Annotated in this window: 15 protein-coding genes; 6 read left to right on the top strand and 9 right to left on the bottom strand. The window is 60.9% G+C overall.

Annotation, left to right across the window (positions count from 1 at the left end; translation table 11 throughout):
* The 6 genes from QP803_RS22410 to QP803_RS22385 all read right to left on the bottom strand — a co-directional run bounded on the left by QP803_RS22410 (position 1) and on the right by QP803_RS22385 (position 6,327).
* Positions 1-198 (bottom strand): hypothetical protein, encoded by a 198-nt coding sequence (locus tag QP803_RS22410; RefSeq protein ID WP_284948023.1) that lies wholly within the window; start codon positions 196-198, stop codon positions 1-3.
* Entirely contained in the window at positions 191-1,198 is a 1,008-nt protein-coding gene (locus QP803_RS22405; protein WP_284948022.1) for a lytic transglycosylase domain-containing protein, read from the bottom strand. Before QP803_RS22405 ends, QP803_RS22410 begins: the two co-directional genes overlap by 8 nt.
* Positions 1,183-1,728, bottom strand: coding sequence for a conjugative transfer signal peptidase TraF (traF, locus tag QP803_RS22400; RefSeq protein WP_284948021.1), 546 nt, complete (start codon positions 1,726-1,728; stop codon positions 1,183-1,185). Before traF ends, QP803_RS22405 begins: the two co-directional genes overlap by 16 nt.
* 56 nt (positions 1,729-1,784) lie before the next feature.
* Positions 1,785-3,785, bottom strand: coding sequence for a type IV secretory system conjugative DNA transfer family protein (locus QP803_RS22395; protein ID WP_284948020.1), 2,001 nt, complete (start codon positions 3,783-3,785; stop codon positions 1,785-1,787).
* 188 nt (positions 3,786-3,973) lie between these two features.
* The gene (traI, locus tag QP803_RS22390; RefSeq protein WP_284948019.1) at positions 3,974-5,956 is read right to left on the bottom strand and encodes a TraI/MobA(P) family conjugative relaxase; all 1,983 of its coding nucleotides are present in this window, start codon (positions 5,954-5,956) and stop codon (positions 3,974-3,976) included.
* An 8-nt stretch (positions 5,957-5,964) separates the two neighbouring features.
* Positions 5,965-6,327 carry a plasmid mobilization protein gene (locus tag QP803_RS22385; protein ID WP_284948018.1) on the bottom strand — a complete coding sequence of 121 codons (363 nt, stop codon included), beginning with the start codon at positions 6,325-6,327 and terminating at the stop codon, positions 5,965-5,967.
* A gap of 631 nt (positions 6,328-6,958) precedes the next feature.
* On the opposite strand from QP803_RS22385, the gene QP803_RS22380 reads away from it, so the two are divergent.
* On the top strand, positions 6,959-7,768 hold the full coding sequence (locus QP803_RS22380; RefSeq protein ID WP_284948017.1) for a nucleotide-binding protein: 810 nt from the start codon (positions 6,959-6,961) through the stop codon (positions 7,766-7,768).
* 10 nt (positions 7,769-7,778) lie between these two features.
* Positions 7,779-8,276, top strand: a complete 498-nt coding sequence (locus QP803_RS22375; protein WP_284948016.1) for a hypothetical protein — start codon at positions 7,779-7,781, stop codon at positions 8,274-8,276.
* Between the two features lie 327 nt (positions 8,277-8,603).
* Here the strand turns inward: QP803_RS22375 and QP803_RS22370 are convergent, their stop codons facing one another.
* Entirely contained in the window at positions 8,604-9,083 is a 480-nt protein-coding gene (locus QP803_RS22370) for an RES family NAD+ phosphorylase (RefSeq protein ID WP_284948015.1), read from the bottom strand.
* Positions 9,080-9,607 carry an Xre family toxin-antitoxin system antitoxin gene (locus tag QP803_RS22365; protein WP_284948014.1) on the bottom strand — a complete coding sequence of 176 codons (528 nt, stop codon included), beginning with the start codon at positions 9,605-9,607 and terminating at the stop codon, positions 9,080-9,082. Before QP803_RS22365 ends, QP803_RS22370 begins: the two co-directional genes overlap by 4 nt.
* A gap of 371 nt (positions 9,608-9,978) precedes the next feature.
* On the opposite strand from QP803_RS22365, the gene QP803_RS22360 reads away from it, so the two are divergent.
* From QP803_RS22360 to repB, 3 genes are all read left to right on the top strand, one after another.
* Positions 9,979-10,305 (top strand): WGR domain-containing protein, encoded by a 327-nt coding sequence (locus QP803_RS22360; RefSeq protein ID WP_350356109.1) that lies wholly within the window; start codon positions 9,979-9,981, stop codon positions 10,303-10,305.
* Positions 10,306-10,446: 141 nt separating this feature from the next.
* Entirely contained in the window at positions 10,447-11,652 is a 1,206-nt protein-coding gene (gene repA / locus QP803_RS22355) for a plasmid partitioning protein RepA (protein WP_284948012.1), read from the top strand.
* Positions 11,652-12,701: a plasmid partitioning protein RepB gene (gene repB / locus QP803_RS22350; protein ID WP_284948011.1), complete on the top strand. Its 1,050-nt coding sequence runs from the start codon at positions 11,652-11,654 to the stop codon at positions 12,699-12,701. Before repA ends, repB begins: the two co-directional genes overlap by 1 nt.
* A gap of 70 nt (positions 12,702-12,771) precedes the next feature.
* Here the strand turns inward: repB and QP803_RS22345 are convergent, their stop codons facing one another.
* Complete coding sequence (locus tag QP803_RS22345; protein ID WP_284948010.1) at positions 12,772-13,704, bottom strand: replication protein RepA; 933 nt, start codon at positions 13,702-13,704, stop codon at positions 12,772-12,774.
* Positions 13,705-15,059: 1,355 nt separating this feature from the next.
* Between QP803_RS22345 and QP803_RS22340 the strand changes: the two genes are divergently transcribed.
* Positions 15,060-16,145: a tyrosine-type recombinase/integrase gene (locus tag QP803_RS22340; protein WP_284948009.1), complete on the top strand. Its 1,086-nt coding sequence runs from the start codon at positions 15,060-15,062 to the stop codon at positions 16,143-16,145.
* Positions 16,146-16,188 lie beyond the last annotated feature (43 nt).

Raw genomic sequence — 16,188 nt, 5'->3', positions numbered from 1 at the left:
TCAGTTGCCATCGTCATCCTCCGTCTCTGCGAGAGTGACGGCGGTTTCCTCGAATGCGCCCATCTGTTCGGCAGTCTCGGGATCGACTTCAACCCAAACGCCCGGTATTCCGAAATCCGCGAGGTCTTGCGACACGTAAGGCGTGGTCTCGATCTGTTTTATCTGACCGACTTGCGTTTTTGGAATCTCGTCACTCATTGGCGGCCTCCCTCGAATAAACACCAGGACTAGCGGTGTAAGGATTGGGCGGCAGAACCCGCCCGGCATGGTGTGGCCGATAGGCGGCTGCGGTGACGATTGGCTGATAGCCAATCTCGGCACCGGGTCCGTAGTATTTGGCGACATAGCCGTTGTAGAAACCGCGCTCGAAATTGCCGGTGTTGTAGGCAGACAGAGCGGCTTTCAGAGCATCTTGCGGATTGGTACGGGCCGCCGATGCAGAGAGATAATCAGCGGTCAGGATTGACGCGCCCGCTTGAATATTGGTGCAAGGATCGAACATCTGCGCGACGGTGAAGCCAAGACTCTGCAAGTTCCGGCTATTCACCTGCATCAAGCCCAAATCAACACTGTAGCCCCGCGCGATCCAGGCTTGTGCCTCGGCCGTCGCATCGGCCGGGGTGGAAGCCAGAGACGGTTGGTAAGGCGCGCCATTGACGTTGATTGCATAGACCTGCGCGCCGCTCTCCACGCGCATGATGGCGCGCAAGGTCGAAGGATCGACGCTCGACCCACATGCCATAAGGGCAGCCTCAGGGTCTGCCCCCGTGGCCACGTGCAAGCCTGGCGTCGGCACGGGCACGGCTTGAGACGCGCCCGGCGCCACTTGAGCCATCGCCTCGGCGGGCAAAGCCGGCCTGGTATCGATCAAGCTGTCCCGCCACTCGGCGGCAACCGTCGTGATGGCAAGCCGCACGGCCGGGGACGCATTCGGAACAAGCCAGATAACCCGTTCCGCCGTCACCGCCTGACGCAGCCGCCGCAGGCTGCCAGTCGTATCGGCGCCTGGCGCATCGCTGGCGCCGAGGCTGATAATGGCGGTCTGTGCCGGCTTGAGGCGGCCAAGGTCAGAGGCGACGAAGGCGACCGATGAAATGCCCTGCACGGCCGCCGCTACGCATTCAGGACGCCCTCGGGCGAGCCCAAGCGCTACCCCGTCACCGATCGCGATGCAGGGCACCATCAGTCGAACACCCATACGGGTCGCATATGCGCCCGAACCAAGGTCGCAGAGACCGGACCAAAATACCGACTATCGAAGCTGCGCGGATTATGCGGCGAGACCAGCCAGATTTCGCCGGGTGGCACGCGGTAGCGGCCGGCCGCGACATGCGGCAGCGGGCGGCCCCGGCTGTCGCGGACGAGCTGGGCGCTATTGGCCAGCTCGCGACCGTTGACAGTGATTCCGTCAGACGAGACGACAACCATGTCGCCAGCCCCGGCGGCGATCGGCTTCAAGAGGATTTCCTGGCCGGTCGAGCAAGCGCCTGGCGCGATATATCCGCGTGATTGGCCCAGCTCGATGGCGGGCGTGGCCGGCAGGCAGAGCAACACGACATCACCCGGCTCAGCGGCCTGGCCGGGAACCTCCCGCCACAGGCCCACAGGCAGTGAATCGGTCGTGTTGATCCAAAGACCGGCACTATGGCACCCGACCACGAACCCGACGACCGCAACGGCCGCGCCAACAATTCCGGCAATGACGCGGCGCTTCTCGCGCCCGGTCAAAGCGCGCCTTCGACCAAATAGGCGGTGCTGGTGCTCAAGCAGCAGGCCAGCCGCCGTCATGCCTGGAACGGCGCAACAACCGCCTCCTTGGGCCGCGTGCCAGACTTCGACGCCGCGATAAGCGGCGTGGGCACCGTGTAGGTGGTGCGCATGGTTTCCGGCGGCTTGAGGACCGACCGCGCTAAAAACGCTTTGTCCATGAAGTAAAGAATCTGGGTGCCGTAGATCGCGTATTGCCCCGCACCGAATATCAGCATGTCGCCGGCATCGGTGATTTTTCCGGTCTCCGCTTCCTTGCTGGGCGCCCGCATATGCATGACCTCATCGGCCGTCATCAAAGGCCGCTCGATTTCGCGATAGGAGCGGCTAATCTGGTTAAGGCTGCCGCCACGCTTTCCGCTCTCTGTCACGTCCTCTTTGATGATGGTCGTGGTGCCTAGCAGCTCGGAAATCCATTCGCCCGTCTGCGTCTGGTTGGGTGCATAGGCGACACGAATATGCAGATTGCTGATAATGTTCTCGTGTGGACCGTAGGATTTTAGAAGCTGCTCGCGGTCCTGCAGAATGATGTACGCCTTCAGACCATAGCCGGCGATAAAGGACAGCGACTCCTCGAAGATATCGAGCTTGCCGAAGGAGCCGGCAAACTCGTCCAGCATGAGAAGCAATTGCCGCTTGTGTGGCGAGACAAAGCGGCCATCGTCCAACCGCTTCAACTCGTCTCGGGTCAGCGTCCGCACGATCTGATTCAACACCAAGCGGACAAGAGGGCGGAGCCGATCTTTGTCACTCGGCCGCACCACCAGATAGAGCGCCACGGGTTGTTCGTGATTCATCAGGTCGTGAATCCTGAAATCACTACGAGACGTATTTTTCCGAACAAGCGGATCGCGATAAAGGGACAGAAACGACATCGCTGTCGAGAGAACGGAGCCCCGCTCATTGTCGGGCCTGTTGAGCATATCGCGGCCTGCGGCGGCGATGACGGCGCGGGCGTCCTTCAGCACGTCTTCCTTGGCTTTGTTCATGTTTGGGCGGTGCGAGTCGTTTTTATTGACCTCCGCAAGAGTGTTTTTCATCTCCTCGTAAAGCATCTTCACGTCGCGATTGGGGTCGGACAGGTAAAAGGAAACATCATAGAGGGTGGCTTCCTCAACTTTCTTGCCCAAATCCCGCTTTTCCCAAGTCGTGTGCAGGATATGCAGGACGAGACCCGTCAGCAGCGCGTGTGATGTCTTCGCCCAATGATCATTAAGACCCCGACCATCGGGGTCCACGATCATGGTTACGAGGTTCTGCGTGTCTGCAACGGCATGAATGGAATCGAGCCGAATTTCGTTGAGCGGGTTGAAGCTCCCGCTTCCCTCGGCTGCCGCCGGATCGAACTTGATGACGATGTTTTTGGCATGCGCTTGCCGCCACCCGGCAGTCTGCCCCCAAAGCTCGCCCTTCATGTCGTTCACGACGCAGGAATGCGGATACGAAAGCAGCGTCGGCAGCACCAGGCCCACGCCCTTGCCGCTGCGGGTCGGTGCAATCGCGCCGATATGCTCCGGTCCATCGTGTCGAAGATAATGCGTGATCTTGGTCTTGGGGTCCGTCCACGCGCCGATATAGACGCCTGCCCCTTGCTCGCCTTCTTTCGGCAGGAACCCTATCGCTCGTAGCTCCTCTACGGTCGTGATCCATCGAGCCGTGCCGTGAAGGCCCTCGATCTTCTGCGGCCGGCGCCGGGCCGATCCGCTAATCTGAACGCCGATCAGGATTCCCCCGGCGATCACGACCATGACGCCCGCGCCCGCGAGCTGAAAGGTGTTTGAAACGGAGCCGGCCCATGGCGCTTGTGCCCATTGAGTCCAGGCCCACGGCGCGTAGTAGTGGGCGAACCAGGGCACCCCGAGGGCAGGGTCGTAGTGCAAGCGCCACGCCACAAATTGAGTAACAGCGGAATTGAGGGCGGCAACACCGCCGCCCATAATGCCCATGCCGATCAGCGCGCGGCGTGGGCTGCCCTTCTTCGTGGCAGGTAGCGTGGGGATATTCGGCATAATGCCCATCTCAACTCTCCCTGTTACTGTCGGATGGGTATCGAAATACCCGGCCGAACTGCGCGATCGGCGCGACCCGTACCATTAGGCCGTCGATTGGCGCGAAGATATCATACGTCATATCAAAAGAGCTGAAGTAATGGTAGTCCGACGACGCGCCGCCGCTTCCGGTTCGCAAATCGTCCCTTGGCTAGACGTCAGCGCTGCGGACACTGGTCCTTTTCTGGCTGCACCTGGTGCTCATGCAGTCGGCCGCGCGCATCCACATCCACGGCGTCACCGATCCGAATAGTGGACGCTCGCGCGGCCTGGGCCGGTGTGGCGTTCTTGACCAGCGTTTCGCCGTCTCGATCGAACAACAGCACCTCACGGCCCTCCCCGAGTTGGCGCCGGCCGCGATAGACCACCTCGCCGGCATCAGACGGCCCCCATGCTCGATGCGGCAGAATCTCCGACACTTTTGAGCGGGCGTCGTTACGCCGCTCGATGAAGGCAGCAAGCTCGGGGTCCGCCTGGGTCTTCCCTGTGGCGGGCGGAGCCGCCGGCCGGCCCGCCTGGCGCGCCTGGTGCTCTCTCACCTGGCGCTGCCGCTCCGCCTCCATCGCCGGGTCTGCAAAGGTGACGTTCATACCTTCGATCGCGGCAAGGTTCGCGAGCTGCGTCTTGAACGCGTCGGTTCCTCCAACCACAAGCGCCCGGTCTCCAAAACGGTCGGCCGCCAAGCTGAGCGCAAGGAAGGTCGCGGCGACCGAGACCTCATCAACGCGCACCTGGCGGGCCTGGTCCGTTACCCGGCCACCATCGGCGACACGATAGGTGATAGAGCCATCCTTTCCGACGACGGGGCGAAGGTGCTGATAGACGACATGCCGCGCCTGGTCGGCGTTCTCGGCGGAGAGGACCGCCGCCCCCAGCTCGGCCTGACGCTGGTCCGTCGATCGCAGCACTTCGGCCGCAAGCGTGTTGCCGCGCGCCGCCTGCTCCTGAAGCCAGCCCTGCCAGGTGGGCAGGCCACGGTTGGCGGCGGGCTTGCGCTCCTCGGCGCGCCGCGCCTTCTCGCGCTCCATGACAAGCTGCTTCTCGCGCTTCAAGGCCGCATAAGCCTCGCGGCGCCCCTCGGCCGTGAATGGCATCGCCTTAATGGCGGCACGGCGCTCGGCCGCCCAATCCGCCATTTCAGCGCGCCAGGCGCTTGCCGTCGCGCGGGTGGTCTCACGGCTGGTCTTGCGCTCCGCAAGGGCACGCTCGCGATCCCGCTGGAAGTCACGGAACAGGCTCGCGGTTGACGGGCTGGGCGTGTGTAACGGCGCACGCGGATAGGCCTTCTCCGGCGCCGGCTGCGGGCCTTTGGGTGCCTGGTAATCCCCCCATTTTTCGGTCAGCGCGCCGAAGGATAGCCGCCGGTCGATCTCGGACGGTTTCACGCGCGCATACTTCTCGCCAGCAACCGCGATGATAAGGCCGGCGCCACGCGGCTTGATTTCAAGCCCATAGGTGGCGGCAGCGCGGTGCAAGTCCTGCCATCCCTGCCCGGTCTCTTGCACCGCCAGCAGCACCGGGCCGGCCTCGTCGCGCACCCACTGGATGAGGCTCTGTTGCTTGCCATGCAGCTCCATCGCCTCCGCGCGGCCCTTCACTGCCCACTGACTGCGATCCGGCATTTGGTGGTTCGTCGGCGTCAGGCCGTGTTTCTTCTCAAGTTCGATGCACGCCGCCTGTAGCCGAGGCTGATCGAAATACGGTGTGACGGTCCTGAAGCTCTGCGGATGAACCTTGTTGATGGCGACGTGGAAGTGGAAATGATCGCGGTCGTTATGGACCGCGGAAATGCGCTGGTGGTCCGCCAGCCCGATCGCCTCGCAAAGCTTGTCCTCGATGTCGTGGAGTTGCGCCGGTGTCGGCGTCTCGCCGGGCGGGAAGCTCACAATCAGATGGTAGGTCTTATCAGTCTTCGAGGTCGTGTTGCATTCCTGGGTGCGGGCGATCTCCGCAAGCGCCATGCCGGGCTCCTCGTAGTGGCAATTCGTGACGCGGATTGCCTCTACACGCTCGCCACCACCCTTCTTGTCCAGAATGTAGTCGGCGGTTTTGCGCCAATCGCGGAGGTCTCCAATCTTCTTCAGGTCAGACACGTAGGCCGCTAGACGGCCGAAGCTACCGCCTGCAACCCTGCGGGACACCTTTGCGATCAAAGGGCCGCCACCTTATCGGCGATTTGGTCGCGAAGCTCTCCGACCGAATGGAGAAGTGCCCTTACGTCTTCCACCACCACGCCCTCGCCGGGCCGATCCGTCAGCCAAAGTTTGAGCAAGCCCCCGAGCCGGCCGAGGTCGCCTCCCAGCTTCAACAGCTCAAGGATGTTCCTCGCGTCGAGCGTCGATTTCGGCTCGTACCCGAGGCCGAGGCTGCGGAGATAGGTCGAGGAGGACAGGCCCGTTGCCGCCGCAAGGCGCTCGATCTGCACCCGTTCTGCTGGCGTCACCCACACCTTGAACGGCCGCTTTCCCCTCGGCCTGGTGTCCTCACGCTCACCCTGAATCGCCTCTTCCATGGTGTTTTCCCTCCTTAGACGCGGCAGCGGCAGTCAGTCTCGCAGAGCCGCGGCGTCGAGCCCCACAGGGGCGAGTAAGCCAAAACCAGCCCCGTAGGCCTACGGCGCATATCTTGCCGAATCGAGCGATGGCCGAAAAAGGCCAGAAGCCTCTTTAATGGTCTGAAAACGTCCGCTTGATTCGAATAACCTTCTTTGGTCTTATAGGGACATGTTGCGACATCTCGAGCCCTATCAGGCCTCATTTGGACACCAGAATACAAAAAGGGCTATGTGATGGTGGCCGAGCGCGTTTCCCGGGTGCCAAATGGACAAGGCCGCGTCATGGTTCTTCAGGCGCTCTCGGACATCCGCACTGGAATCACAGCGGGCCAATCGTCACGGACCTTGTTCGAGCAACTCAAAGCCAGGCTAGCAGGCATGAGCTACCGGCAGTTTTGTCGCTATGTCGATCGCATCCGGCAGAGCACTCCAAACCCCGATCTTCAACTAATCCAGCCGAAGCGTACGGCAGCCTTCGCGCTCCTTGAAGCGGCTGCCCCCTCCCCTGCCCCGGCAATCGCTTCATGGATGGAGGCTTCGCCAACCGCGGTGGAAGCATCCACCCCCCACTCACCACAGGAGAAAAGTCATGGGCCAAAAGCCCCTCCCCGACCGCGAGGCTTCGTTCGCCGCCCCGGGCTCCCCGACGACAACAAAGACCAGCTCATCTGACCGGTGCTCTATTCACATAACGTTGCAGCACAAAGGCGGCGTAGGAAAGTCGTTCGTCGCCAACTGCATCGCGCAATACTTCCAACACGAAAACCGGCCAACCAAAGTCATTGACGCGGATCCTAGCAACAAATCTCTTGCCGCTTACAAGGCATTAAATGTGACGGCTTTGGACATCATGTCGGAGAACAATACGGTCAATTCGCGTGCGTTTGATGATATCATAGACGATATCATTTCGCTAGATAGAAACTTTGTCATCGACAATGGGGCGACCAACTTCCTGCCGTTCATGGCCTATCTTGTGGAAAACCGTGTTCCCGAGGTTTTGGCAGAGCACGGCCGCGATATGGTTGTGCATGTACCGATAGTCGGCGCTGAAGCTATGATGGAGACGATTCAGGGATTCGATGACATCGCGACCAACATCGGCGGTCAGGCGAAAATCGTCGTTTGGCTGAACGAGGCTCTAAAGGGCCTCATCCAGCCGGGCGGAAAGGATTTCGAGCAAATTCAGACCTATGCAAACCACAAGGACAAGATACTCGCCCTCCTTCGAGTACCTTATCATCGCTCTGAGCTGTTTGCGCAGGATATGGACCAGCTCCTGACGAAGAAGATGACCTTCGATGAGGCCATCAATAGCCCCGATTTCCGACTGATGGCGAAGCAAAGGTTGAAGCAAATCCAGCGAGAGATCTTCGATCAGCTCGCCCTCGCCATCTAGGGCGACCGCAATGTCTGAGAGCACCGTCGACATCAAGGCTATCATCAATGAAGTGGCGAGGCGGCATAACATCCGCCTTGCTCCTGACGATCCGATTTTAGCGACCGTTACGGTTACGGAAATCGTCCATAAGCTCTTTGCGGAGCACCTCACGAAGCTTGTCGAGGGCGTAGCAAACCAGGCGACCGATCGCCTTACGGTTCAAATCGAGATCGGCCGGCGCGAAGTCACAAGCCAGTGCGAGGCAGCAAAATCGACTGCGTCGAAGCTCATCAATGATGCGGGTGCCTGGTCGGCCGACAACCTTAAGCAAGCCAGTGCGGGTGCGGCAGATGATATACAAGCGGCGGTCACGTCTGCGCTGTCCACCATCGAGCTCGACATTCGTGAACTCCACAAGGCAAAGGCTGTCGCGACCTGGGCGGCAATCGTCGCCGTATTAGTCGGCGGCGCCTTTCTGGGCGGAGGAATAGGTTTGTGCCTGGCTGGGCATTGCGGATTTTTTTAAACAAGCCGCTTGTTTAGGGAGCTAACGCCTGTTGCCGCAGCACCATCGACGAAAGTTGGAGCCAAAGTATTCCATTTATTATTCTGAACGACTTGCAGACACTGGCGCATCTAACCTGATTTCGGAACGTGCCAGTGCAAGAGGATGCGCCGGGCGCTGAGGCTTGTTCACACGTAGCCAGCGATCAAGACGCTGTACAGGTTTTCCATCCAAGCCGCCGTCGATCTACGCAGCATCGCCTGTGTCAGCCTCGGCCCCCTCAACAACTAGTCACGCAAATGTCGCTTGGCGTGAGCGCGGGTAGAACCCGCGCCGAGACCAGCAGCTTCAGCCGTATAGGCGATCGTCCCACCACACAGGCTCGGGCAAGTCGTGCGTGATCGAAGCTGCATCGGGATGATGGAGGTTCAGGAGGATGTTCCGCTCCAGCCGCGCTGGGATCGACGGCACGAATAGCAAAGCGGTTAGGCGCCGTTCATACCACGCCTCGCCGAAGGCCTTGCAGATCGACTCGCTCTTTGCATCCCATCCGGCATGTCGGGCGGTCTGGAATATTTCGTAGCTTATACCATTGGGAATGGTAATTTTTATATAGTGTTGGTTCGGCGGCAGCATGCTGTTCGCATGCACCAGTTTTTCAAGCATCGCGGTCGAATAGTGCTCTGAGGTGTAAAGGATCGGGCTTTGTTTTGTGTTCCATCGCCCAGGAAACAGCCGCGCCCCCTCGGTGTCGTAAATCGGATGGGCGCCGTCCGGATCACCTATACGATAGCATGTTAGAACGCGATCGGTCTTCTGACCGGTCAAACGCCGCCACCGTAAGCGGCGCGGCCCAACAGGTTGATGACCGCATCGGCCCCTGGGCCCGTTCCAAGTGCAACGTCCATAGGGGCTTTGTTGTCGAGCATCATATGTGGTCTGCCAAGGAACTCTCGGAGTTTGACCGGATCTCGATAGATGTCGAGGCCGATCGAGAAAACCTTGGCGATCCGCGCCAAACGATCACCTTCATCCGTGGTCAGTGGCTTGTGCGATCGCCTGCGACGTTCGAGGGTCGCCTTAGGGATCAGCCTGAACTTGAAACGCGTGTCATCGGGTGCGACGGCTTCTGCTAAATGATCGAGAGCCGAAACAGGCAGGCCCGCTTGGATTGAATAGGCCAAAGCGAGCCGCGTGTCGGTGGCTATGGGTTTAAACCCCAGCAGATCCTCTATCGTCGCGCTCCGTCCGCTCATCATCGCCCCGCTCCAAGTGAAGCCAATATACGCCTCACGTGGATTACATTCAAGCTGGTGCGCAAGAGATGAAGCGTTGTTCTTTGGGTTCGACATTCCATAGTGGTCGCTGCGAGTTGGCTGACACTTTAGCAACGCAAATGTAAACCTTCCGATCGTAGGTATGAGGGATGAATGCGGGATTGTGTCACTGGTGGAGCGGGCGATCCTTACCGAGTTCTACCGGATAAGTTTTTCTAGGAACTCGGCTGTGGCGACGATTTGATAGGGACAACGTGTAAAAGCCCTAACATGTGCGACGGCGCTGCCTTTCGGAGGCTCGCTAGCGGTTCCGGGTTTTTGCGACCACACGATGTCTTTGTCCGCAAGATCCAACAGGAGGCATCTAACGTGAATCCACGCATTTCACGAATCGCAGTGATTCCCAATGGGCTCGGCTGGATCATGTGGTCGACTGGTAGAAAGATATGCTTGCGAGAAAACCGCTGCGAATCCGGTCAGGACCTACTCCGATGTGGCACCTCCAATCCTCCAAGATCGAGCTGAGGCGCATCCGGCCTGCGCGGAACGAGCGTCGCTTCTACGTGCTGGCGATTTCGCGCGATTTGTTCGGTAGTGTCCTCCTCCTCCGTAACTGGGGCAGAATCGGCACCGACGGGCGGATGAGGTTCGACCTTTATCCGGATGTCATGGCCGCTTCGATCGCCCTCGCCGAGCTGGCGACGACCAAGCGACGACGCGGTTATCTGGATGTCACCCGGTCCTGTGAACCGCACCCCCCATCGAGCACATAAGGCCGATTCGGTACTAGTTGCCGGCTGTCAACTTTAATCTAAAAGGGCTTACTTCATCTAAACATTGCACCGCCAGCCGTATCACGATAAGTGCGATCTCAACCACATTTTGAGTTGAAATCGCATGTGCGAGCCTAAGTGATGAGCAATGCAAAGCTGGTCGCGAGCGATATCGATAGTATCATCGGTCATCACGCGCGGGAACTGTCCGAAAAGCTCCAGGCGCACCGGCTTGAACTTTTCCCACCGACAGCCGAGAAAACCCTGCGTAGCTTCCAGGTGAGCGAAGCGGCCAAGCTCCTCGGCGTCAATAGCGGATATCTCCGCAACTTATCGCTGGATGGCAAAGGGCCTGAGCCGCAAGTCACCGCCAGCGGACGCCGCTCCTATACCGCCGCGCAGATCCGGGAGCTTCGCCACTATCTCGATGAGAATGGCCGATCGAGCAAACGCTACGTGCCCGGCCGGCGCGAGGGCGAAGCCCTCCAGGTCGTGGCTGTCGTCAACTTCAAGGGCGGCAGCGGCAAAACCACGACGGCGGCCCACCTCGCCCAGCATCTGGCGCTGCGCGGCCACCGGGTTCTCGCGATCGATCTCGACCCCCAGGCCAGCCTCTCCTCCCTGCACGGGTTTCAGCCGGAATTCGATGTCGGCGAGGATGAAACCCTCTATGGCGCTATCCGCTATGACGGCGCCGCGCGCCCGCTGCGCGAGATCATTAAGAAAACGAACTTCCCCGGCCTCGACATCGTGCCCGGTAATATCGAGCTCATGGAGTTCGAGTACGATACGCCGCGGATCCTCGCGATGAAGGGCGCACCGGCCGACGAACGGCTTTTCTTCACCCGGCTTGAGGATGCGCTGAAGCCGGTCGCGGATGATTATGATGTGGTGGTGATCGATTGCCCGCCGCAGCTCGGCTACCTCACCATGTCCGCCCTCTGCACGGCGACCGCCATTCTCATCACCGTCCATCCGCAAATGTTGGACGTGATGTCGATGTGCCAGTTCCTGCTGATGATGGGCGATCTTCTCGGCCATCTGAAAAAGGCCGGGGGCAATATGGGCTATGACTGGCTGCGCTATCTCATCACCCGGTATGAGCCGTCCGACGGGCCGCAGACCCAGATGGTGAGCTTCCTGCGCTCCCTTTTCGGGCAGCATGTGTTGATCAACCCCATGCTCAAAAGCGTCGCGATATCGGATGCGGGAATCACCAAGCAAACGCTGTACGAGGTGGAGCGCCGGCAGTTCACCGCCTCGACCTATGACCGGGCGATGGAATCGCTCGATGCCGTCAATGGTGAAATCGAATACTTGATCAATGCCGCTTGGGGGAGACGCTGATGGCCCGCAAAAACCTGCTTACAGGTCTGACGAACAAAAAGTTGCCGGCTGTCAACTCGAATGAGGAAGGTGCGGCCAGGACCCCTGCCCTTGCCTTTACCGGTCGTGGCGCTTTCGGCGCCGTGACCCGAACTATTGACGATTTGGCCGCCCGCGCGGACGCCGCCCGCACGCTCGAAGCGCGTCTCACGACCGGTGAGCTGATCCTCGATCTTGACCCCGCTCTCATCGATCGCTCCTTCATCACCGATCGCATGGAAGGCGATGACGAGAGCTTCCAGGCCTTGCGCGCGAGCATCGCTGCCAAGGGGCAGGATTCGCCCATTCTCGTGCGGCCTCATCCCACTTCGGCAGGCCGCTACCAGGTGGCGTTCGGCCACCGGCGTTTGCGTGCGGCGGCGGAACTCGGTCGCGCCGTGCGCGCCATCATCAAGCCGCTCAGTGACCAGGAGCTGGTGATCGCTCAAGGCCAGGAGAACAGCGCGCGGGCGGATTTGTCCTTCATCGAGCGCGGGCGGTTCGCGCAGGCGCTGGAGGAGGGGGGCTATGATCGCGAGACGATCATGCAGGCGCTGAGCATCGACAAGACGGCGCTCTCGCGTCTCATCAGCGTCGTGAACCGACTGCCGACGGATATCGTGGAAGCGATCGGTCCGGCGCCATCAGCGGGGAGGGACCGTTGGCTCGACCTCGCCACATCCTTTTCAAAGCGCGCTGTGGAACGCCCGGTCGATCCGCTTCTCGAAAGTGAGGATTTTCTATCCATACCGTCGGATCAACGCTTCGACATGCTGCACCAGCATTTGACGCGATCGGAGCCGAAAGTGTCGGCGAGTCTGTCCCCGAGCAAACCGCGACCTTGGCTCGCGAAGACGGGCGAGACGGTCGCGACCGTGACGGTGAGCGACAAGGCCTTCGTGCTCAAGATCGACCAAGCGGTCGCGCGTGGCTTCGGGGAGTTTTTGCTGGCCAAGATGGGGCCGCTTTATGAGGAGTATATGGCGGGGCCGCAGAAGAAGGCGGGGTTTCGCTATTCCAGCCAACGCTGATTGGGGGAGTGGACTTTACTGGGTGGTCCGTCTCGACGAGCGAAGGGGCGCGTGGACTTTACTGGGTGGCCTATTTCGCCGAGACGGAAACCAAGCGGCTCGGCACTGGCGGCCGTGACGGGTGCAGGATCAGTCCAGCACCGTTTTCGTCCTCATCAACCCGCGCATCCGGATAAACCGCGAGCGCCAGGGCCATGGTGGGGCGAAAGTTGATCTTGAAGTGGTCCATCCGCGCATAGCCCGCACCGAATTGGGACTTCACGGCCTTCCATGAAATGGTCCGCGGCTTGTCCAGGGAATGCAGCCTGTAGGCGAGCCAGGCATAGACATCTAACGCCATGGAGTTGTTGGCGATCGCCCGGATGGCGGCGTCCTGGAGCGGCACGGGATGACGCTGGAGCTGCTCGTAAAAGCCCTCGGACAGCCGGGCCGTCTCGACAAAGAGGCTGCCCTGTCCCGGCTCCTCGGTATCGACGAACATAGCGGTATCGACGACGTTTTGGTTGGTCATGCCGACCCGGCTGCCGTGGCGCACGGTCAGGCTTAGGCGGCATCGGCTGATGCGTTCGCACTGATCCCTAACATCCTTGAGGCTCTTGCCGCCGATTGGGATGCCCATCTTAGCGAGCCACTCCCTAAGCGACCGGCCGAGCAGAATCTCGCGGGACTGGGTGCGCACGGCTTCACTCTGCAGGTAGATCATGATCAGTCGAGCGCGGCTGCCATAGGGCACGCCGACAGCTTCTGGCTTGCCGCTGGAGGTCGGGCGCATGCCGGGTTCGACGACCAGGGCCATACGTTCGCTCTCAATTTGCCAACCAGCCTCGTTCGGCAATTTCCGATGGGGGAGGGCTGCCTGGCACCAGCCTGAGTAGAGAAATCCAATGCTATTTTCTTCATCGCCCAGGTATTGCGCAGCGGCTTCCACGACCACGCGTTCGAAATCGGCAAGCAAAGCCCCTTGCTTACCTTTGAGTTCCAGGATGTCGTGGACTTTTCCCATAACTTCAATCTGTCTGATTGTGGTTCTGCTGTCGCTGTGGACTTTACTGGGGCAATCTACTGGAAGGAAATATTTGTTTTTTATACTTGTACTGTCACCAGTAAAGTCCTCGGGGCGATTCTTGTTAGACTCATGATTCCATAGGGAATCTCAAAACTACCCTCCCAGCAAAGTCCACGGGGCTTACCCAGTAAAGTCCATGAACCGGCTGTGACTCCTCCCCAGTAAAGTCCACACGAGTCGGAGGCGACTCCACCTGCATCCATCACGTCCTCGAAGGGTGTCGGTCGAATAGGTCGCCGAGCTCTTGTGAGGCGTTTGGGGTAGACGCCTCGGTCCACGTCCTTCGTCATCGATTTGCAATTGAGGCGAGGGCCGCCCTGTGCCTTGATAACACGCGCGCTAGCGGGCCCATCGACCGCCTCGCTCCTGATCCCCGATACCTCATTGTCTATCGCACCAGCGTGCCTGCAGCGTCTACATCCGTCCCAACGGGGCATTTTGAGATCGCGCGCGGCGTCCTTCAAGCGACGCCGCGCGCGAAAGAGATATAGGTCTGTTATGCAATAGCGATGGTGGAACCACTGCCCAGGCGCTTGCCTTTAGAGCTGGGCAGGGTGAGGCATAACCCGCGCCCCCGTGCCTGCGATGTTCGATATGGATGGCGGCGAGTTCGAAGGAGCGCAGTGCGTCCCCGAAGCCTTTACGCAGCAGGATAGGGTCATGCAGGCCGCCACCATATTCTGTCATGTGCTACGGAATCTCGCGAAGAATCTAGCCGGTTGCGCGCCAGCTTCTTGACCGGCGCCTGACCGCAGACGGCGGCGTCACGATGATGCTGACCATGGTTTCCGAAACATAGGCCTCGGCGGTTGGCACCGAGCAGCCGGCTATGAAATGTGGGTGGCGGACCGCGGCGCAGCGCGGGGCGAGGGTGTTAACGCTTATGCCCGACCACGCTCGTCGAGCGGAGATATCGGCGGAGCGTCCGAGTAGGGAGGGTGGCTAGCCTGATCGCATCAGGCGCGAAGCCTTCTGCGCCCATACGCTGTGCCGACAGCAATCGAGACTTGCCGCGAGAGCCACGCGCTCGCAGGTCAGGATCTGCAGCCGACGCGTCTAGAATGTCGCAGAAAACCTCGTCCGATATCAACGCTTTATCGAATCGCAGCGTATCCTCACGTTTCCGTGACTCTCGATAATCCCTATTATCGAGACGTCGCATATGAAGAAAGCCAGTTGCCACAATTGCCCCGTGTCTGGCAGAATCGGCTCGGGGCAGGCGGGTGCGGTGTCACGCGCCGCGGCCTGATGAAGGAGCGGGCGATGGGGTTCATGCGGAGCGACGGCGCGGCATGACGGCACCTCCCTCCGAAGGTCCCGTGTCGGCGGCCGTTAGCCCGTTGGACGCGCCCGCAACCAGCCAGGCCTCGGCGCTCGCGATCGTCGGCCGGATGGCGCCGGCCTCGCCGGCCTCGGCGGAGATGCTGGCGCTGCTGTCGGGGCCGCTCGGCCAGGCGATCGAGACCGCCGCCACTTTCGCCGATAACCATCTGGCCGCCTCGACACAGCGCGCCTATGCGCGCGATTGGCGCGCCTTCGTCGCCTGGTGCCGGACCCAGGCGGTGAACCCGGCGATCTTGCCGGTGCATCCGGTGCTGGTCGCGGCCTATCTCGCCAGTCTGGTGCCGGCGCTGGGCAAGAGCGGGTTGCGGGCCCGGCTGGCTGCCATCGCCCACCATCATCATCAGAACGGGCATCTCTGGAGCACGCGCCATCCGGCGATCAGTGCGACCCTGCAGGGCATCCTGAAACAGCATGGCAAGCCGATCCGTCCCTCGGCCGCCCTGACCTCCACGGAAATCCGCCAGCTGCTCGGGAGCTGTGGCGAGGATCTCGCGGGGGTCCGGGATCGCGCGCTCTTTCTGACCGGCTTTGCCGGGGCGCTGCGGCGTTCGGAGCTGGTGGCGATCGACCGCGAGCACCTGACGTTTCAGGAGGTGGGGCTCAGCATCCACATCCCACGCAGCAAACGCGACCAGGAAGGGCAGGGGGCCGATGTCACCATCCCCTGGATGCGCGGCGAGGACACTTGCCCCGTGAAGGCCGTCGAACGCTTCCTGAAACGCGCCGGCATCACCCATGGTCCGGTGTTCCGTGGCGTCACCGCCTGGGGCACGCTGGAGAACCGGCTGACGACGGATGGCGTGCGTAAAATCCTGCTGCGCCGCGCCGCACTCGCCGGTCTGACCGTCGATCCCCGTGAGCGATTGTCGCCGCATGGGTTGCGCGCCGGCTTCATCACCGAGGCCTATCTGGCCGCCGCGCCGGACGAGCAGGTGATGGCCCATACCCGGCAGAAAGACCTTTCGACCCTGCGCGGCTATCGCCGCCGGGCCAAGATCACCGGCGAGAACCCCGCCCGCTTGCTGGATTTGTGAGAGTGGCCAGGCAGCGGCAGGGCGCTCCCTCCGCAGCCCTTCC

It is taken from the genome of Acidisoma sp. PAMC 29798 (genome assembly GCF_030252425.1).
Lineage (GTDB): Bacteria > Pseudomonadota > Alphaproteobacteria > Acetobacterales > Acetobacteraceae > Acidisoma > Acidisoma cladoniae.
Note: the sequence above shows the minus strand (reverse complement) of the source record. Positions and strands in the feature narration are given on the sequence as shown.

What these genes read in the sequence shown, in the direction of transcription:
- QP803_RS22395 (WP_284948020.1), bottom strand. Translation starts at nt 3,785, where the DNA reads ATGGGCATTATGCCGAATATCCCCACGCTACCTGCCACGAAGAAGGGC.
- QP803_RS22365 (WP_284948014.1), bottom strand. Translation starts at nt 9,607, where the DNA reads ATGTCGAACCCAAAGAACAACGCTTCATCTCTTGCGCACCAGCTTGAA.
- QP803_RS22345 (WP_284948010.1), bottom strand. Translation starts at nt 13,704, where the DNA reads ATGGGAAAAGTCCACGACATCCTGGAACTCAAAGGTAAGCAAGGGGCT.
- QP803_RS22360 (WP_350356109.1), top strand. Translation starts at nt 9,979, where the DNA reads ATGCTTGCGAGAAAACCGCTGCGAATCCGGTCAGGACCTACTCCGATG.
- repB (WP_284948011.1), top strand. Translation starts at nt 11,652, where the DNA reads ATGGCCCGCAAAAACCTGCTTACAGGTCTGACGAACAAAAAGTTGCCG.
- QP803_RS22385 (WP_284948018.1), bottom strand. Translation starts at nt 6,327, where the DNA reads ATGGAAGAGGCGATTCAGGGTGAGCGTGAGGACACCAGGCCGAGGGGA.
- QP803_RS22375 (WP_284948016.1), top strand. Translation starts at nt 7,779, where the DNA reads ATGTCTGAGAGCACCGTCGACATCAAGGCTATCATCAATGAAGTGGCG.
- QP803_RS22405 (WP_284948022.1), bottom strand. Translation starts at nt 1,198, where the DNA reads ATGGGTGTTCGACTGATGGTGCCCTGCATCGCGATCGGTGACGGGGTA.
- QP803_RS22380 (WP_284948017.1), top strand. Translation starts at nt 6,959, where the DNA reads ATGGGCCAAAAGCCCCTCCCCGACCGCGAGGCTTCGTTCGCCGCCCCG.
- QP803_RS22410 (WP_284948023.1), bottom strand. Translation starts at nt 198, where the DNA reads ATGAGTGACGAGATTCCAAAAACGCAAGTCGGTCAGATAAAACAGATC.
- repA (WP_284948012.1), top strand. Translation starts at nt 10,447, where the DNA reads ATGAGCAATGCAAAGCTGGTCGCGAGCGATATCGATAGTATCATCGGT.
- QP803_RS22340 (WP_284948009.1), top strand. Translation starts at nt 15,060, where the DNA reads ATGACGGCACCTCCCTCCGAAGGTCCCGTGTCGGCGGCCGTTAGCCCG.